The sequence below is a fragment of the Dolomitihabitans soli genome (assembly GCF_022213955.1).
Taxonomy (GTDB): Bacteria; Actinomycetota; Actinomycetes; order Streptosporangiales; family Streptosporangiaceae; genus Streptosporangium_A; species Streptosporangium_A soli.
Genome location: NZ_JAKNTW010000028.1, coordinates 60,460 through 77,382 on the forward strand (window position 1 = coordinate 60,460; position 16,923 = coordinate 77,382).

Genomic DNA, 16,923 nt, shown 5'->3' on the forward strand with positions numbered 1-16,923 from the left:
GGCCGGTAAAGCGAGCAGATACGATCTTAGATCTATGCGCCTGTCCAACATGTCCTTCCGCTACTCCCGCCGGGGACCATGGGTCCTCGACGAGGTCGAGCTGGAGTTGGGTCCGGGGGAGGTCGTGGAGGTCACCGGGCGCAACGGAGCCGGCAAGTCGACCTTGTTGCGGTTGCTGGCCGGGGCCCTGCGGCCCACGAAGGGCTCGGTGACCGGCCGGCCGCGCGTCGTCGGCTACGCCCCCGAGGTGTTCCCGACCGAGCAGCCCTTCACGGTCGCCGCCTACCTCGCGGCCATGGCACGCGTCCGCCGGGCCGCCGGCGTGGGTGACTGGCCCGAACGGCTCGGCATGACGCACCTGCTCGACCGGCCGCTCGGCGACCTGTCCAAGGGCAGCGCGCACAAGGTCGGCCTCGCCCAAGCGCTGCTCGCCTCCCCGGGGCTGATCATCCTCGACGAGCCGTTCGCCGGGCTGGACACGCAGACCAGGACCGAGCTGCCGCTGATCATCGGCGAGGTCGCCGACGCCGGCGGCATCGTGGTGGTCAGCGACCACCAGGGCGGTCTGGGGGAGTTCACCGGCCGCCGCCCGATCTCCGTCGTCGAACAGCGGATCGTCGAGGAGGCCCACGCGGGCACCTCGACCCTGCGGATCGTGGTCGACTCCGCGCAGGCCGCCGAGGTGGCCGCCAAGCTCCGCGCCGACGGATACGAGGTGCACGTCAGCTCATGATCTTCGCACTGGTCCGCTTCAAGCTGGCCGCCTACGCCCGCTCGCACCGCCTGTTCCAGCCGGCGATCGGGCTGCTCGTCATGCTGGGGATCTTCTACGCGGGGCGCGTGCCGCCGGGCCAGGAACTGTCGGCGTACGCCGACTCGGCGGGGCTGCTCATCGTGGTGTTCGCCTGGGCCGCGCGCAGCCTGCTCGACACCGAGCCGCCGGCCCAGCGGCTGATCTCGCTGACCGCCGCCGGCGGGCCGGGCCGCGAACTGACCGCCGGGCTGCTCGCCTGCCTCGCCGTCAACGCGGGACTGGCCGGGCTGGCCGTCCTCGCCCCGCTGGCGCTCGGGTTCGCGGTCGTGCCGGGCGGCGAAGTGATCGGCCAGGGCATCGTGCTGCACCTCCTCGGCATCGCGGCGGGCACCGCTCTCGGGGCGCTGACCAGCAAGCCGGTCTTCCCCTCCCCCGCCGGGTCGATGCTCGCCCTGTTCGGCGGTTACGTCGGCCTGCTGCTGGTGAGCGTCACGCCGGCCGGGCCGCTGCTGGTGCCGGTCATCGGATGGATGCGGGCCGCCGGTGACGGCACACTCGGCGGCGCCCTGCCCTCCCTCGCGGTTCCCACCGTCGTGTGGTCAGGCGTGGCGATCGCCGTTTACGTGCGGCTGCGCCGTACGAGTCCCTAGGAGCCGGGGGCGGCGGCGAGCTGGCCGCAGGCGCCGTCGATCTCGCGGCCCCTGGTGTCGCGCACCGTGACCGGCACGCCGTGGAACTCCAGGCGGCGGACGAAGGCGCGCTCGTCCTCGGGGCGGGAGGCGGTCCACTTGGAGCCGGGGGTGGGGTTCAGGGGGATCAGGTTGACGTGCACCAGCTTGTTCTTGATCAGCTTGCCGAGCAGGTCGGCCCGCCACTCCTGGTCGTTGATGTCCTTGATCAGGGCGTACTCGATGGAGACGCGGCGCTTGGTCCGCGCCGCGTAGGACCAGGCCGCGTCGAGGACCTCGGCGACCTTCCAGCGGGTGTTGATCGGCACGAGCGTGTCGCGCAGCTCGTCGTCGGGGGCGTGCAGCGACACCGCGAGGGTGACGGGGAGTCCTTCGTCGGCGAGCTTGCCGATGGCCGGGACCAGGCCGACGGTGGAGACCGTGACACCGCGGGCGGAGATGCCCAGGCCCTGCGGCGACGGGTCGACCATCCGGCGCACCGCTCCGATCACGGCCTTGTAGTTGGCCAGCGGCTCGCCCATGCCCATGAAGACCACGTTGTTGACCCGGCCGGGACCGCCGGGGACCTCACCCGCCGCCAGCGCCCTGGCCCCGGCGACGACCTGCTCGATGATCTCGGCGGTCGACATGTTGCGGGTCAGCCCGGCCTGGCCGGTGGCGCAGAACGGGCAGTTCATACCGCAGCCGGCCTGGGAGGAGACGCACATCGTGGCACGGTCGGGATAACGCATCAGCACCGACTCCACGAGCGCGCCGTCGAAGAGCTTCCACAACGTCTTGCGGGTCGTGCCGCCGTCGCAGGTGATCTCCTTGACGGAGGTCAGGAGTGGCGGCAGCAGGGCCGTGACGAGCTGCTCCCTGGTGGCCGCCGGCAGGTCGGTCATGGCCGCCGCGTCGGGGTTGAGACGCTCGAAATAGTGCCGGGAGAGCTGGTCGGCCCGGAACGGCTTCTCGCCCAGTTCGGCCACCGCCGTACGCCGCTCGTCCATGGACAGGTCCGCCAGGTGACGGGCGGGCTTCGCGCGGCGCGGCGCGGCGAAGGTCAGCTCGCCGGCGGCGCGGGGACGCACGCTGCTTTCGGGGGCCATTCTCCTACACGCTCTCTTTCGACACGATTTTGTCCCGGCAATCTCCGGACTCGTAATCTAAAGTCCAGATGTATGGCGATATCCCGCCCGGCCGGCTTCTCGGACGACCACGGCGACGGCCGGCGCTGGACCCCGGACGGTGCCGAGGTCGTGCTCACCGACGCCAGCCCCTACGGCAGCCGGACCCTGGTGGTCGAGCGCGATGAGATCTCCTCGGTAGCTTACCTGTGCGCTCCCACCGGAGAGGTACACGGAGCCGTCTGGCTGGCCAACCACCAGGCCGCGCCGCCCGCCGTCGACCTCGCCCGCGTCAACGCCGGACTGCCGCCGATCATGCCGCGATACAACACCCGCCACCCCGAGGGCCGCCCACCGCTCGGCGAGCTGAGCGTGCTCTGGTTCGAGGAGGGTGACGGCGTGGTGCTCTACGAGGACGGCGAACTGCTGGCCGTCATCCCCGGCTGGGCCGACCTGACGCGCAACATGCCCGGCTATGCCCGCGACGCGATCGGCGAGACGGTGTTCGCCTGGGCGATGGAGGAGGCGCTCGAAGGACTTGCCCCCCGGCTCGCCAAGGCCGCGTCGTACTGGGAGTGGCGGCGGGCCGACGGCGCGTGGACGTCGTTCCAGCAGTTCGTGATGGGCCACCTCGACAGCAGGGTCGGCACGGCGGGCCGGTACTGGGACGCGGGCGGCGGCCGGCTACCCGCCGTGGGCATCACCGAGCGCCCGCCCGAACGCGGCAGAGATCACACCATCCTGTCCACCGTGGGCATGAGCTGCCAGCGCATGCCCACCGTCGAGCAGTACATCGACCGCCCGGAGGCCTACGCGCGGATCGAGCTCGCCGTCGCCACCCGGGGTGACGCGAGGGAGGTCGCCCGCCTGTTCCTGTGGCTGGCACAGTATCCCTGGCACTCGGTCACCTGGCTGGGCCACGGCCACACCGCCAAGTGGTACCACGAACCCGAGACGTTCCCGCTGGGCTCCGGCTACCACGGAGTGATCATGCTGGCCGATCCCCCCGGCCTGCCCGACCTCTCCGGTTTCGCCTTCGGCGGCGAGGCGGTGCGCTGGCTCTGGCTGGCCCCGGTGACCGAGGCCGAACTCCACGGCGAGATACGGCTCCCGCAGAACCGTCTCATCCGTTGACAGGCTCCCCACGGCTGAAGCCCGGGGTCTCCACGCTCAAGGAGCTTCGATGAATATCGCGAGCAGCACCCAGACGGGGACCAGGGCCGCCACCAGGGAGTCGAGCCGGTCCATCAGCCCGCCGTGGCCGGGCAGCAGGGTGCCGAGATCCTTGACGCCGAGATCCCGCTTGATCACCGACTCGACGAGGTCGCCCAGCGTGGCGAAGACCACGACGACGGCGCCGACCACCGCCCCCTGCCAGATCGCACCGTCCAGCAGCCAGGACACCAGCCAGGCGCCCACCAGCATGCAGGCCAACGCGGAACCCGCGAAGCCCTCCCAGGTCTTCTTCGGGCTGATCTCCGGCGCCATCCGGTGCCGGCCGAAGAGCACCCCCGCGGCGTACCCGCCGATGTCGCTGGCCACCGTCACCGCGACGAAGACCACCACCCGGTGCGGGCCGTCCTCGGGGGCGAGCAGCAGACCGATGAACCCCGCCAGCAGCGGCGGGTAGACCACGGCCAGCACGCCCGCCGACGCGTCCCTGACGAAGCCCTCGGTGCCCTGGAACATCCGCCAGGCCAGCAGCACGAACACGGTGGCGACGAACGCGCCGACCAGCGAGGGGGCCCCGCCCCAGTAGGCGCCGCAGAGCATGGCGACCAGGCCGCCGAGCACCGGGAGCCGCGGCACCCGGATGTCGCGGGCCGCGAACGCCTTCAACAGCTCGGTGACCCCGAGGCCGACGGCCACCGCGACCACGACGAGAAACAGCACCTTGAAGGTGTAGAGAGAGCCGATGACGAGGGCGCCGAGGCCGAGGCCGACCGCGATGGCGGCCGGGAGATTACGTCCGCTCCGGCTCTTGTCAGCGTCAGGGATGGCGCCAGCCAAGGTCTCACTTCTTCTCTTACGCGTGATCCCTGCGCCACGCGTCACGCGGCGCAAGGATCACGATGATGCCGGCTCAGATGTCGAGCAGTTCGGTTTCCTTCTGCTTGAGCAGCTCGTCGATCTTGGCGACATGCTTCTGAGTGAGGTCGTCGAGCTCCTTCTCGGCACGGCGGACCTCGTCCTCGCCCGCCTCGCTGTCCTTGACGAGCTTGTCGAGGACCTCCTTGGCATGACGGCGGATGTTGCGGACCGACACCCGGCTGCTCTCGGCCTTGGACCTGGCGACCTTGATGTAGTCTCTGCGGCGCTCCTCCGACAGCTCGGGGAAGACCACGCGGATGACCGAGCCGTCGTTCCCGGGGTTGACACCCAGATCGCTGTCGCGGATGGCCTTCTCGATCGCCGACATCGAGCCCTTGTCGTAGGGCTGGATGATGATCATGCGGGCCTCTGGCAGGTGGAACGAGGCCAGTTGCTGAATCGGGGTCGGCGACCCGTAGTAGTCAGCGGTGATCTTGTTGAACATCGACGGCGTGACACGGCCCGTGCGGATGCCGGCGAAGTCGTCCTTGGCTACCGCCACGGCCTTGTCCATCTTGTCCTCGGCTTCGAGGAGAGTTTCGTCGATCACAGCGGCTCCCTTGTTCGACTTACCTTGCCGGACTCACCAGCGTGCCGATCTTCTCACCGCGGACCGCCCTGAGGATGTTGCCATCTCCCATCAGGTCGAAGACCACGATGGGCAGGCCGTTGTCCATGCAGAGGCTGATCGCGGTGGCGTCCATCACGCCCAGACCGCGGGTGAGCACCTCGCCGTACTCGAGGTGGTCGAACCGAACGGCGTCGGGGTTCTTCCGCGGATCGGAATCGTACACCCCGTCGACCTGAGTGCCCTTGAGCAACGCCTCGGCGCCGATCTCCAGGGCGCGCTGCGCGGCGCAGGTGTCGGTGGAGAAGAACGGCGACCCGAGTCCGGCCCCGAAGATGACCACGCGCCCCTTCTCCAGGTGACGGATCGCCCTGCGGGGCAGGAAGGGCTCGGCGACCTGCTGCATGGTGATGGCCGTCTGCACACGGGTGTCGATGCCGCGCTTCTCCAGGAAGTCCTGCAGCGCGAGGCAGTTGATCACGGTGCCGAGCATGCCCATGTAGTCGGCCCGGGCACGGTCCATGCCCCGCTCGGCCATCGCGGCGCCGCGGAACATGTTCCCCCCGCCGACCACCACCGAGACCTGCACGCCCTCCCGCACGGCCTCTGCGATCGAGTCGGCCAGCTGGCCGACTACCACTGGGTCGATGCCCAGCGGCTCCCCTCCGGCGAACGCCTCACCGGAGAGCTTCAGCATCACGCGTTTCCAGCGCAAATGCCCGGAATACGACGAAACCGCCGACGTAGCGGTTTCGTGGTTTTCCTGCACGGCGGCGGCCTCCTCGTCGGGAACTTTACGGGCTGGTAGTAAGACTAAGCCTGACCCACCTTGTAGCGGACAAAGCCCAGCACCTTCACGCCCGCTTCATCGGCGACCTTGGCCACCGTCTTGCTGCCGTCCTTCACGAAGGACTGCTTGACCAGGGTGAAGTCCTTGTACCACGCGTTGATGCGGCCGTCGACGATCTTCGGGAGGGCGGCCTCGGGCTTGCCCTCCTCGCGGGTCATCTGCTCGAAGACCGCGCGCTCCTTCTCCACCACGTCGGCCGGGACCTCGTCGGGGCTGAGGTACTTCGGCGCCATGGCGGCCGCGTGCTGCGCGATCTCCTTGGCGACCTGCGCGTTCGGCGTGTCGAGCTGGACCAGCACCCCGACGGTCGGCGGCAGCTGCGGGTCGGTCTTGTGCATGTAGGAGCCGATGTAGCCCCCTTCGAGCACGCCGAAGCGGCGGACCTCGATCTTCTCACCGAGCGCGGCGTTCGCCTCGTCGAGCAGCTCCTTGACCGACTTGTCGCCGATCTGCGATTCGAGCAGCGAGGGCACGTCGGCCGGGCGGGCCGCAACGATGTGGGCGACGACCGCCGCGGCGAGCTCCTGGAACCGCTCGCCCTTGGCGACGAAGTCGGTCTCGCAGTTGAGCTCCAGCAGCGCGGCGAGCGAGTCACCCTCGTGCTTGACGGCCACCAGGCCGTTGGACGCGGTGCGGGCCTCACGCTTGCCGACGTCCTTGGCGCCCTTGATGCGCAGGAAGTCGACGGCCTTCTCGAAGTCGCCGTCGCTCTCCTCCAGCGCCTTCTTACAGTCCATCATGCCGGCCGCGGTCAGCTCACGAAGCCGCTTGACGTCGGCCAGGTTCACAGAAGCCATTGTCTTTCCCTCGTGGGAGTCGTCGTGGACCGGGTGGGCGGGCATGTGCCCGCCCACCCGGGAAGAACCTTGGGGGCTACGGCCAGGCCGCAGGAGCCCCGGTGTGTACGGCCGGAGCCGTACACGCTGACCTCAGGCCTGCTCGGAGCCCTTGGCGGTGGCCTCGTCTGCGTCGGCCTCCGTGCTCTCGGCGACTTCGGCGGTCTCGACGACCTCGGCCGGGGTCTCCTCAGCCGGAGTCTCCTCGGCGGGGGCCTCCTCGGCGGCGGCCTCTTCAGTGGCGGCCTCCTCGACGGGGGCCTCCTCCGCGGGGGCCTCCGTCACGGTGGCCTCCTCGGCGGCGGGAGCAGCGGCGGCCTCGGCGGCCGGGGTGTCGGCCTCCGAACGCTCAAGCAGCTCGCGCTCCCACTCGGCCAGCGGCTCCGCCTGGGCGCCCGCGGGCTTCTCGTCACCGCGACCGGCGCCGGCGCGCGACATGAGACCGTCGGCGACCGCGTCGGCGATCACGCGGGTGAGCAGGCTGACGGCGCGGATGGCGTCGTCGTTGCCCGGGATCGGGTAGTCGACCTCATCCGGGTCGCAGTTGGTGTCGAGGATCGCGACGACCGGGATACCGAGCTTGCGCGCCTCGTTGATCCCGATGTGCTCCTTCTTGGTGTCGACGACCCACACCGCGCTCGGCACCCTGGCCATGTCACGGATACCGCCGAGGGTGCGCTCGAGCTTCTCCTTCTCGCGGCGGCGCATCAGGAGCTCCTTCTTGGTGAGCCCGGAGCCTGCCACGTTGTCGAAGTCGAGCTCCTCGAGCTCCTTCAGACGCTGAAGCCTCTTGTGCACGGTGGAGAAGTTGGTGAGCATGCCGCCCAGCCAGCGCTGGTTGACATACGGCATCCCGACCCGCGTGGACTGCTCGGCGATGGCCTCCTGGGCCTGCTTCTTGGTGCCGATGAAGAGGATCGTGCCGCCGTGGGCGACCGTCTCCTTCACGAAGTCGTAGGCGCGGTCGATGAACGACAGCGACTTCTGCAGGTCGATGATGTAGATGCCGTTGCGCTCGGTGAAGATGAAGCGCTTCATCTTCGGGTTCCAGCGCCTGGTCTGGTGACCGAAGTGAACGCCGCTTTCGAGCAGCTGTCGCATGGTGACGACGGGAGCCATGGTGCCTCCTGGTCAGCGCGCCCATCACTGGGCGCGATTCTCGGTTGCGCGGAAGCCGTACGGCTTCCGCCCTGGCGCCCTGGGCCGCTCCGACCGGACTCTCGCCCGTACCGAGGGAGCGGCACCCTGGCTGGGCGCGCGAAGTCGGCCTGTTGACACAGGCCATCAAAAAGTCTACCTGACCACGACAGGTCGCCCGCCCGAACCGCCACGACTATGCGCCGCCGATGCTCTCCACCGAACCCGCGACTCGTCCAGGATCACCCGTCCGACCTGCCTGCGGCTCCACGCGAGGACAACGCGTCCCGGGCCCGACTTACTCCCTCACTCCCGGCACGGCCTCACTCCCGAACGTCGGCCGACGTACCGTCCGGCCTTCGTTCGGCCTGACCGTGGACCTCTGTCGGACGGCCGGGGACTCGTCGTGCGGCGCGGGGGAAGAGGTTGATCTGCGCCTCGGCGATCCGCGCGCCGGCCGACGCGCTGCCGCGATCCCGCTGCGTCACCCGATAGGGCTCGATCAGTTCCACGATCCGCTGGACGAGCCCCTTCATCTCCTCGGCGTCGATCAGCAGTGTGGCTCTGCCCCACATGGCGGCGTCCCGCCACTCGGCGGGCTCGCGATCACGCTGGTCCAGGGCCCGGGACACCTCGTCGTCGGCGCTCGCGCGGATGGTCCGGATCAACAGGTCCTTCGCGGCTCGCACGTCGGGCTCGTCGTCTGGCTCGGTGTCGACCGACAGTCCCTGGTCACGGGCCTGCCACAACCGCTCCCTGCCGTCACCGCGCGGCGGCGCGTCCTCGACGAAGCCGTACTTGGCCAGCATGCGCAGGTGGTAGCTCGCCGCGCTCGGCGTCACACCCACGATCTCGGCCGCATCCGTCGCCGTCGAGGGTCCGTCCACCTGCAATCTCGTCAGGATGGCCAGCCGTGCGGGATGTGCGAGCGCCCGCATCGCCTTCGGATCGCTCATCGAATGCCGTCGATCCCGCGTCATGAGGAAACCGTACCGGGATCGGGACGTGAAGCGTTGCCTTCACAGTTATGAAGGATTATCTTCACAATTGTGAAGCATATCCTTCAGAACTCGGCGGGGGTCAGACCGCTGAGGAGACAGCGCGACTATCGGCTGTTCTGGTCGGCCCGTACGATCTCCCTCGGCGGTTCGGAGGTCTCCCGGCTCGCCGTCCCCCTCACCGCGGTGACCCTGCTCGGCGCGTCCCCCTTTCAGATGGGACTGCTCGCGGCCGCCGCCTCGCTGCCCACCCTGCTGATCGGCCTCCAGGCGGGGGCCATCGCCGACCGCCTCACCCGCCGCCGACCGGTCATGATCGCGTGCGAGCTCGTCTCGGCAGCCGCCGCCCTCACCGTCCCGCTCGCCTGGGTCACGGACCTGCTCACCATCCCGTGGCTGATCACCGTGGCCTTCGTCATCGGCAGCTGCGCGGTGATCTACAAGTCGGCCGACTTCCCCTACATCACCACCGTCGTACCCGAGGGACAACGGACCGAGGCGATGGCGGGCTTCCAGGCCTCCCACTCCATCGCCGTGGTGGGCGGACCCGGCCTCGCGGGGGTGCTCGTACAGGCCCTCACAGCCCCCTTCGCCGTGCTGGTCGAGGCGCTGTCGTTCCTGGTCTCGGCGTTACTGCTGCGCTCCATCCGCGCGACCGAGCACCACACGCCCGCCCCCTCTCGCGGCATCTGGCGCGACATCGGGCAAGGAGTACGCATCACCGTCTCCCGCCCGGCACTCCGGGCGATCTCCGGCGCGGGCGTCACCCACAACTTCTTCGCCGGCACCTGCTTGGCGGTCTACCTGCTCTTCGCCCTGAACGAGCTGCGCCTCCCGCCGGCCGTACTCGGCGTCCTCACCGCCTGCTTCGGCATCGGCGGGCTGCTCGGCGCCGCTGTGGTCCCCCGCGCCGCCAGACGTTTCACCGAGGAGCGCGTGCTGCTCTACTCGGTACTGCTGCTCCCACTCGACTTCGTCACGATGGCGCTCGTGAGCGGGTCCCTGCTGACGAAGGCCGTTCTCATGTTCGCGTCCGCCCTCGCCACCGGGGCCACCATCGTGGCCTTCGCGACCTCCATGAACGCCATAACCCTCCGCGAGTCGCCCGCCGATTCACTCGGCCGCGTCAGAGCCACCACCACCTTCGCCATCCAGGGAGTCCTCACCCTCGGCGGCCTGACCGGCGGTCTCCTCGGCGAACTTCTCGGACTGCGCCCCGTCCTGTGGATCTGCGCCGCCGGCGCCCTGCTCAGCATCCCCTGGATCTGGCTCTCCCCCCTTCGCCACCCCACCCCCGCCTGACCTCGCGCCCAGCCGACGAGTCATGCGCCGGCGCCATCCCCGCATTACGGCGAAGCCACCGTCTACCTCCGCTCAGCCACTCCCACCCCCAGCCAGTTGTCCACAGGCGTCCCGAACCAGAGTCACCTTCCAACAGAACGAGATTCATCCACCGCCGCTCCGCCTCGAACCCGACATGCTTCACCGATGACCCACACGTCACGCCCCACCCGGTCCCTCGCAGGGCTCGTGCTGTGTGTCACCCTCGCAGCCGCCGCACCAGCCTGTACGGCGAGCGACTCGCCGCCCTTACGGGCGATTGTCACCGCAGCCCCTCCGGAGGCAGGCTTCCCACCCCGCCCATCCCTTGGACACGAATCACCTGATCCCCCCTCGGCAACTGCCGCCCACGTCGCCACTCAGCGGGATCGCCCCGCTCGATGGCGAGCCCGACCCCATCGCCGGCCCACCGGCCCGCGCTCGCAGAACGATGCCGACCAGGCGACCCGCTGGCGATGGCCGCTCACCGGACGTCCCCAGGTCATCCGAGCCTTCGACCCACCCCCCGAGCCATGGCTGGCCGGCCATCGGGGAGTGGATCTGGCCGCGAAGGCCGACGACCAGGTGCACGCGGCGGGTCCCGGGACCATCACCTTCGCCGGCCCGGTAGCCGGGCGCGGCATCGTGACGATCTCCCACGCGGGCGACCTGCGCACCACCTACCTGCCAGTGACCCCATCAATCCGCCGCGGCCACCGAGTAGAAGCCGGCGACGTGCTCGGCACCCTCGAAAGGGGCCCCGCACACTGCCCCGTCGAATGCCTCCACTGGAGCCTCCGCCGAGGGCCCGTCTATCTCGACCCCCTCCTCCTGCTCGGCCAGACCCAGATCCGCCTTCTCCCCTGGTGGCCGCCACTCGCTCCCTGACCCACCGGCGACACCGCCCCTCAGCCACACCTTCTTGACGCGCTCCCCGGGATGAATCCCGGGGACTCTCGCCCATGCCGCATGGGTTCACGCGGCACCTCGATGGCTTCCTCGTTCACCGGGCTGTGCCACCGCACGCGGTAGTCTCACCTGCCCTCCGAAGGCTTTGGCCTCTCCGCCCGTCCGACGGCGAGGATGGTGACCGCAGCGTTCACATCCCGGTCATAGACGGCGTCGCACGGGCAGATCCACCGACGTGGTGATCGAGGTGCGTGGAGGAACCGGCCAAGCGGTCGACCCGGCGCTGGCGGAAGGCGTCCCGGAGAAACACCGGCACCATAGACACGGAGGCCGGATCACTTACCGCGGGGAGACACCCACCACCTCCGCGATCACTTCGAAGTCGCCTGTCACCGACCATCCGGCATGCCCAATAGATCGCGCCACACCGTCTGTCAGGACAGCCCGCACTCCCGCAGTTCGTGGTCATTAGGGGGCGTGGTCATTAGGGGGGCGACGGGCCACACCATCCCGCAGAGCACCCCGTTCAAGCCCTCGGATGAGCCTGGCGGTATGCGGTTCGGAGACGCTCGATGGAGACGTGCGTGTAGATCTGGGTGGTGTGGAGCGAGGCATGGCCGAGCATCTCCTGGACGCTACGGAGATCGGCTCCGCCCTCAAGCATGTGGGTGGCAGCGGTGTGCCGCAGCCCGTGCGGCCCCATGTCCGGAGCGTCCTCGATCTCCGCAAGCCGAGCGTGAACGACTCGGCGCACCGTACTCGCATCGATACGGCCGCCCCTGGCCCCCAGGAACAGCGCCGGCCCTGTCCCCTCCCGGATCCAGCGCGGTCGCCCTCGTACACACCAGTCGTCCAGCGCCCGCAACGCGGGAAGCCCGAAAGGAACGCTCCGCTCCTTACGCCCCTTGCCCAGCACCCGCACGGTGTGCCGACCACGATCGACATCGTCCACATCGAGCCCGCACAGCTCACTGACCCTGATCCCGGTGGCATAGAGAACCTCCACGATCGCCTGATCGCGAAGCTCCTTCGCCCCGCCGACCGCCGCTCGAACCGGCTCCGCGCCGTCACCCCCGTCGCTTGAGGCAGTCGGTGAACGGCTGGGAGCATCCAGCATGGCCTGAGCCTGGTCCAGGGTCAGGACATCGGGCAGCGTACGGCCCGCCTTGGCCATACCGAGCAGCAGACTGGGATCATTCGCCAGCCAGCCACGCCGATGCGCGAACGCCGTGAAAGTCCGCGCGCATGCCGTACGGCGAGCGAGGGTCGCCCGGGATCGGCCCGCCCGATGTTGCTCCGCCAGCCATTCGCGCAGCACCGCGATGTCGAGCCCGGCCAGGATGGCGCTTCGGGTTGTCACCAGGTGCCCGAGCAGCCCGTCCACGTCGGTCAGGTAAGCCCGAATCGTATGCGGCGACAGATCTCGTTCCAGCCGCAGATATCGCTCGAACTCAGCCCGCACCTCCTCGAGATCCGGCGACACGGCACTACCAAGAGCCCTGACGGCCTCCGCACCCGGACCCACAGGCGAGACAGCCTCCACACCCGGATTCGCCGTGACCTCCGCACTCAATTCCGGAACGGCCTCCGCACTCAGATCCACCGAGCGTTCCACCCCAGGCTCGGCCGGAAGATCCATTCCGAGGCCCTGCGATCCCTCCATGCCGCGATCCGGCGTGTCGGCCACTCCTCCCGCCTTTCCTCAGCGTCACCCGCACCCACCATCTCGCGCAGCCCGATCTTCCGCCAGCCTCACACCTCCCGTCAGCTCAGATCCTCCACGCGCACCACCCCCGCCACGACGGTGGGCCCCGCTGTCCGGGAGATCTCGGGGGCGGTTCGAACGTGATGTCGACCCGTGCCATCAGCGGGTAGACGGTGGCGAGCAGCCTGGCCACGTTCTCGGCGCCGTCGACGGCCCTGGCCAGCTGCGGGGCCTTGCCACCGCCGTCCCCGACGAGCTGGACGTCGGCCGACAGCAGACTCTGCAGTCCGAGCGCGAAGGACCGGCCCGCCTTCTGGGGGTAGCAATGAAGAAATTTCAACGAAGTAGCGTCTGACCTGCGGTAGTGGAGGAGTTTGACCGCCTGTGGCGGGTTGATGATCACTGCCGCTACGGTCGTTCCGGATTTGTCCGGTACGGCACGTGGAGTGGTGCGTTGTCAGAGAAGATGTTCTCCGAGGAGCAGGCCGGCGGTGTTGCGGTCATGCGGCGAGCGGGCGCTCACCCGGTCCGATCACCTGGTGCAGACGAGGTGATCGTGCGGAGGTATCGGTGGGCGAGACGGTGCAGGTGGGTGAGGAGTTCCGGCGGGCCGGTGACGTCGAAGTCCGCGCCGAGCAGGCCCAGATGGACGGCGAGGGTCTCGACGGTGTCCGCGCCGGTGTGCAGGACGCAGGTGCGGTCGTCGAGGCGTTCGACCGTGCCGGCCGCCGGGCCGATGCGATCGGCGATGACCTCGGCCGGCGCGTGCACGGTGACCCGCGCCCGGTAGCGCCAGGCGGCGGCGGACACCCGGCCTGACACGTACGCGGCGACGTCGTCGGGCAGGTCCCGTGGGGCGAAGCGGGGGCCGGTCGGGGTGCGGGGCCGGATCCGGTCGACGCGGAAGGTGCGCCAGTCGTCCCGCTCGACGTCCCAGGCCAGCAGGTACCAGCGGCGGCCCCAGATGACGAGCCGGTACGGCTCGACGGTGCGCACGGTGGCCGCGCCGGCGTGGTCGTGGTAGTCGAAGCGGAGCCGTTCCCGGTCGCGGCAAAGCGCGCTCAAGGCGGTCAGGACCGCCGGGTCGACGCCGGGACCGGCGTCGCCGCGGGGCACCGGCACCGTGTAGGCCTGCAGGGTGTTGACCCGGCGCCGCAGCCGCGAGGGCAGCACCTGCTCCAGCTTCGCCAGCGCCCGCAACGACGCCTCCTCGATCCCCGCGATGGCGCCACCGGTCGCGGTCCGCAGGCCGACGGTGACGGCGACCGCCTCCTCGTCGTCGAGCAGCAACGGCGGCAGCACGGCACCGGCGCCGAGCCGGTAGCCGCCGGCGGAACCGCGGGTGGCCAGCACCGGATAGCCGAGGGTGCGCAGGCGCTCCACGTCGACCCGGACGGTCCGCCCGCTCACCTCGAGGCGTTCGGCGAGTTCGGCGCCGGTCCACTCGCGTGGGGTCTGCAGGAGGGAGAGCAGCCGCAGGAGGCGGGCCGAGGTGTCCAACATTCGTCCAGTCTGCCGGACCATTAGGAGCGATATCGTCCTAATGGTCCGGCAGGGTCGATGACATGACCGAGATCGCCACGGCCGAGATCCGTGAATTCCGTATCGATATCCCGCAGGCCGACCTGGACGACCTGGCCGAGCGCCTGGCCCGGGTCCGCTGGGCCGGCGAACTGCCCGACGCCGGCAACGACTACGGCGTGCCGCTGCAGTACGTGCAGAGCCTGGTGCAGCGGTGGCGCGACGGCTACGACTGGCGCGCGTGGGAGGCGAAACTGAACTCCCACCCCCAGTTCACCACCACCATCGACGGGCAGGACGTGCACTTCCTGCACGTCCGCTCACCCGAGCCGGACGCCACCCCGCTGCTGCTCACGCACGGCTGGCCGACCACAATCGCGGAATACCTCGATGTCATCGGCCCGCTCAGCGACCCGCGCGCCCACGGCGGCGATGCGGCCGACGCCTTCCACCTGGTGATCCCGTCCATCCCCGGGTTCGGCTTCGCCGGGCCCACCACCGAGCGGGGCTGGAACCGGTACCGCATCGCCAGAGCATGGGCCGAGCTGATGCGCCGCCTCGGCTACGAGCGCTATGGCGCGCACGGCAACGACTGCGGCTCACACATCTCGCCCGAGGTGGGCCGCTGCGATCCCGAGCATGTCATCGGCGTGCACGTCACCCAGATCTTCTCCTTCCCCTCCGGGGACCCGGCCGAGCTGACCGGCCTGTCGGAGGAGGACAGCAAGAAGGTCCAGTTCCTGCAGTGGTGGACGGACAACAGCGGCGGCTACGACAAGCTGCAGTCCACCGCCCCGCAGACCCTGGCCCACGCGCTGGCCGACTCACCGGTGGGGCAGCTGGGCTGGAACGCGCAGCTGCTCGGCCCGAACCTCGACGCGGACTACGTGCTGACCAACACCATGGTCTACTGGCTCACCAACACCGCCGCCTCAGCCGCGCGCCTGTACTACGAGGACTTCCACGCGGAGGACAAGCCGGCAGAACCCACCACCGTGCCGCTCGGGCTGGCCAACTTCGCCTGGGACTTCCAGTCGATCCGCCCGTTCGCCGAACGCGACCACAAGAACATCGTGTCCTGGAACGTCTACGACACCGGCAGCCACTTCGCCGCGCACGACGTGCCCGGCCTGCTGGTCGACGACATCCGCGGCTTCTTCCGTCAGTTGCGCTGAACCGTGCCGAGCGAGGTGCGCGGGGCGGGCATCTCACCGCGCGCATCCCTGGTCCGAACTTCGGGAGTACCGCCATGCAGACCCTGACCCGCCGCGCCCTCAACCGCGCCACCCTCGACCGGCAGCTGCTCCTGCGCCGCGCCGACCTCACCCCGCTGCAGGCCATCGAACACCTGGTGGGCCTGCAGGCGCAGACCCCGCACACCTGGTACGTGGGACTGTGGAGCCGGCTCACCGCGTGCCGGCCCCAGGAGGTCGCGGCGCTGCTCACCCAGCGCCGGGCCGTGCGGATCGCCCTCATGCGCTCGACGATCCACCTCGTCAGCACGGCCGACGCGCTCGCGCTGCGCCCGCTCGTGCAGCCGGTGCTGGACCGCGACCTGTTCGCCAACCACACCCACGGCCGGGCGATGCGCGACCTGGACACCGGCAAGATGGTGGCGGCGGGCCGGGAACTGCTCGACGAGCAGCCCCGCACCCCGGCCGAGCTCGGCCGGCTGCTGGCCCAGCGATGGCCGGATCGCGACCCGGCGAGCCTCGCCTACGCGGTGCGCAACCTCCTGCCGGTCGTCCAGACTCCGCCCCGCGGGGTGTGGGGCGGCGGCGGCCGGACCGTCCACGCGCCGCTCGAGTCGTGGGCAGGCGCGCCGCTGCGCACCGACCACACGATCGACCAGATGGTCCTGCGTTACCTGGCCGCGTTCGGCCCGGCGACCGTACGCGACGTGCAGACCTGGTGCGGCCTGACCCGGCTGGCGGAGGTGCTCGACCGGCTCCGGACCCGCCTGGCCACGTTCCGCGACGAGAACGGCGCGGAACTGTTCGACCTGCCCGACGCGCCCCGGCCCGATCCGCAGGTCAGTGCGCCCGCCCGGTTCCTGTACGACTTCGACAACCTGCTGCTGTCACACCACGACCGCTCCAGGGTGATCACCGACGGCCTCCGCCGGCAGAACTTCAAACCGCACGGGCCCGTCCCTCGCCTGGTGCTCCTCGACGGCTTCACGGCAGCGACCTGGACATTCACCACCGCACACGACACGGCGACACTGACCGTGCACCCGTTCGCACCGCTGTCCGCGCTCGACCGCGACGCGTTGACCGTCGAGGGCGGCGGCCTGCTGGACTTCCTCGCTGCCAAAGCGTCACACGAGATCCGCTTCACCGCCCCAGGTCACCGCGACCACAGCGATCCCAGCAACCGGTAGCCAGAGGAGTCCTCGCTGCCTCGGAACTCGGGTCCAACCGAGATACGGGTAAACCG

The 16,923-nt window shown here is 69.8% G+C and carries 17 protein-coding genes; 7 read left to right on the forward strand and 10 right to left on the reverse strand.

All coding sequences use genetic code 11. The annotated features are described in order from the left end of the window. The first annotated feature begins 34 nt into the window (after positions 1 to 34). A complete protein-coding gene (locus tag MBA17_RS37860) occupies positions 35 to 733 on the forward strand; it encodes an ABC transporter ATP-binding protein (protein ID WP_238502416.1) in 699 nt (232 codons plus the stop codon). Next, the gene (locus MBA17_RS37865; protein ID WP_238502417.1) at positions 730 to 1,404 is read left to right on the forward strand and encodes a hypothetical protein; all 675 of its coding nucleotides are present in this window, start codon (positions 730 to 732) and stop codon (positions 1,402 to 1,404) included. The genes MBA17_RS37860 and MBA17_RS37865 overlap by 4 nt, the downstream gene beginning before the upstream one ends. Here the strand turns inward: MBA17_RS37865 and rlmN are convergent. After that, positions 1,401 to 2,531, reverse strand: coding sequence for a dual-specificity RNA methyltransferase RlmN (gene rlmN, locus MBA17_RS37870; RefSeq protein WP_238502418.1), 1,131 nt, complete (start codon positions 2,529 to 2,531; stop codon positions 1,401 to 1,403). The two genes, MBA17_RS37865 and rlmN, sit on opposite strands and share 4 nt — an antisense overlap. 72 nt (positions 2,532 to 2,603) lie before the next feature. Here rlmN and MBA17_RS37875 point away from each other — a divergent pair, with 72 nt between their 5' ends. Further along, positions 2,604 to 3,683 carry a suppressor of fused domain protein gene (locus MBA17_RS37875; protein ID WP_238502419.1) on the forward strand — a complete coding sequence of 360 codons (1,080 nt, stop codon included), beginning with the start codon at positions 2,604 to 2,606 and terminating at the stop codon, positions 3,681 to 3,683. Between the two features lie 36 nt (positions 3,684 to 3,719). Here the strand turns inward: MBA17_RS37875 and MBA17_RS37880 are convergent, their stop codons facing one another. The 6 genes from MBA17_RS37880 to MBA17_RS37905 all read right to left on the reverse strand — a co-directional run bounded on the left by MBA17_RS37880 (position 3,720) and on the right by MBA17_RS37905 (position 9,011). Further along, on the reverse strand, positions 3,720 to 4,559 hold the full coding sequence (locus tag MBA17_RS37880; protein ID WP_238502420.1) for a phosphatidate cytidylyltransferase: 840 nt from the start codon (positions 4,557 to 4,559) through the stop codon (positions 3,720 to 3,722). 73 nt (positions 4,560 to 4,632) lie between these two features. Then, positions 4,633 to 5,190: a ribosome recycling factor gene (gene frr, locus MBA17_RS37885; RefSeq protein ID WP_238502421.1), complete on the reverse strand. Its 558-nt coding sequence runs from the start codon at positions 5,188 to 5,190 to the stop codon at positions 4,633 to 4,635. 19 nt (positions 5,191 to 5,209) lie between these two features. Beyond that, on the reverse strand, positions 5,210 to 5,905 hold the full coding sequence (gene pyrH / locus MBA17_RS37890; protein ID WP_238502422.1) for a UMP kinase: 696 nt from the start codon (positions 5,903 to 5,905) through the stop codon (positions 5,210 to 5,212). A gap of 116 nt (positions 5,906 to 6,021) precedes the next feature. Continuing rightward, positions 6,022 to 6,855, reverse strand: coding sequence for a translation elongation factor Ts (tsf, locus tag MBA17_RS37895; RefSeq protein WP_238502423.1), 834 nt, complete (start codon positions 6,853 to 6,855; stop codon positions 6,022 to 6,024). A 132-nt stretch (positions 6,856 to 6,987) separates the two neighbouring features. After that, complete coding sequence (rpsB, locus tag MBA17_RS37900) at positions 6,988 to 8,013, reverse strand: 30S ribosomal protein S2 (protein WP_238502424.1); 1,026 nt, start codon at positions 8,011 to 8,013, stop codon at positions 6,988 to 6,990. A 341-nt stretch (positions 8,014 to 8,354) separates the two neighbouring features. Then, a complete protein-coding gene (locus tag MBA17_RS37905; protein ID WP_238502425.1) occupies positions 8,355 to 9,011 on the reverse strand; it encodes an ArsR/SmtB family transcription factor in 657 nt (218 codons plus the stop codon). A 69-nt stretch (positions 9,012 to 9,080) separates the two neighbouring features. On the opposite strand from MBA17_RS37905, the gene MBA17_RS37910 reads away from it, so the two are divergent. Further along, positions 9,081 to 10,331: an MFS transporter gene (locus MBA17_RS37910; protein ID WP_238502426.1), complete on the forward strand. Its 1,251-nt coding sequence runs from the start codon at positions 9,081 to 9,083 to the stop codon at positions 10,329 to 10,331. A 573-nt stretch (positions 10,332 to 10,904) separates the two neighbouring features. Next, positions 10,905 to 11,237, forward strand: coding sequence for a peptidoglycan DD-metalloendopeptidase family protein (locus MBA17_RS50705; RefSeq protein WP_238502428.1), 333 nt, complete (start codon positions 10,905 to 10,907; stop codon positions 11,235 to 11,237). A 547-nt stretch (positions 11,238 to 11,784) separates the two neighbouring features. Here the strand turns inward: MBA17_RS50705 and MBA17_RS37925 are convergent. The 3 genes from MBA17_RS37925 to MBA17_RS37935 form a co-directional block, all read right to left on the reverse strand. Beyond that, a complete protein-coding gene (locus tag MBA17_RS37925; protein ID WP_238502430.1) occupies positions 11,785 to 12,945 on the reverse strand; it encodes a tyrosine recombinase XerC in 1,161 nt (386 codons plus the stop codon). An 82-nt stretch (positions 12,946 to 13,027) separates the two neighbouring features. Continuing rightward, a complete protein-coding gene (locus MBA17_RS37930) occupies positions 13,028 to 13,303 on the reverse strand; it encodes a sigma-70 family RNA polymerase sigma factor family protein (RefSeq protein WP_238502432.1) in 276 nt (91 codons plus the stop codon). Between the two features lie 179 nt (positions 13,304 to 13,482). Then, positions 13,483 to 14,466 (reverse strand): helix-turn-helix transcriptional regulator, encoded by a 984-nt coding sequence (locus MBA17_RS37935; RefSeq protein ID WP_238502434.1) that lies wholly within the window; start codon positions 14,464 to 14,466, stop codon positions 13,483 to 13,485. 62 nt (positions 14,467 to 14,528) lie between these two features. Here MBA17_RS37935 and MBA17_RS37940 point away from each other — a divergent pair, with 62 nt between their 5' ends. Then, positions 14,529 to 15,659: an epoxide hydrolase family protein gene (locus tag MBA17_RS37940; protein WP_238502436.1), complete on the forward strand. Its 1,131-nt coding sequence runs from the start codon at positions 14,529 to 14,531 to the stop codon at positions 15,657 to 15,659. A 74-nt stretch (positions 15,660 to 15,733) separates the two neighbouring features. Beyond that, complete coding sequence (locus MBA17_RS37945) at positions 15,734 to 16,867, forward strand: winged helix DNA-binding domain-containing protein (RefSeq protein ID WP_238502437.1); 1,134 nt, start codon at positions 15,734 to 15,736, stop codon at positions 16,865 to 16,867. The last annotated feature ends 56 nt before the right edge of the window (positions 16,868 to 16,923 follow it).

Coding starts and splice junctions, on each gene's coding strand:
- pyrH (WP_238502422.1), bottom strand. CDS start 5,905: ATGCTGAAGCTCTCCGGTGAGGCGTTCGCCGGAGGGGAGCCGCTGGGC.
- MBA17_RS37905 (WP_238502425.1), bottom strand. CDS start 9,011: ATGACGCGGGATCGACGGCATTCGATGAGCGATCCGAAGGCGATGCGG.
- MBA17_RS37940 (WP_238502436.1), top strand. CDS start 14,529: ATGACCGAGATCGCCACGGCCGAGATCCGTGAATTCCGTATCGATATC.
- MBA17_RS37860 (WP_238502416.1), top strand. CDS start 35: ATGCGCCTGTCCAACATGTCCTTCCGCTACTCCCGCCGGGGACCATGG.
- tsf (WP_238502423.1), bottom strand. CDS start 6,855: ATGGCTTCTGTGAACCTGGCCGACGTCAAGCGGCTTCGTGAGCTGACC.
- rpsB (WP_238502424.1), bottom strand. CDS start 8,013: ATGGCTCCCGTCGTCACCATGCGACAGCTGCTCGAAAGCGGCGTTCAC.
- MBA17_RS37865 (WP_238502417.1), top strand. CDS start 730: ATGATCTTCGCACTGGTCCGCTTCAAGCTGGCCGCCTACGCCCGCTCG.
- MBA17_RS37945 (WP_238502437.1), top strand. CDS start 15,734: ATGCAGACCCTGACCCGCCGCGCCCTCAACCGCGCCACCCTCGACCGG.
- MBA17_RS37935 (WP_238502434.1), bottom strand. CDS start 14,466: ATGTTGGACACCTCGGCCCGCCTCCTGCGGCTGCTCTCCCTCCTGCAG.
- rlmN (WP_238502418.1), bottom strand. CDS start 2,531: ATGGCCCCCGAAAGCAGCGTGCGTCCCCGCGCCGCCGGCGAGCTGACC.
- MBA17_RS37875 (WP_238502419.1), top strand. CDS start 2,604: ATGGCGATATCCCGCCCGGCCGGCTTCTCGGACGACCACGGCGACGGC.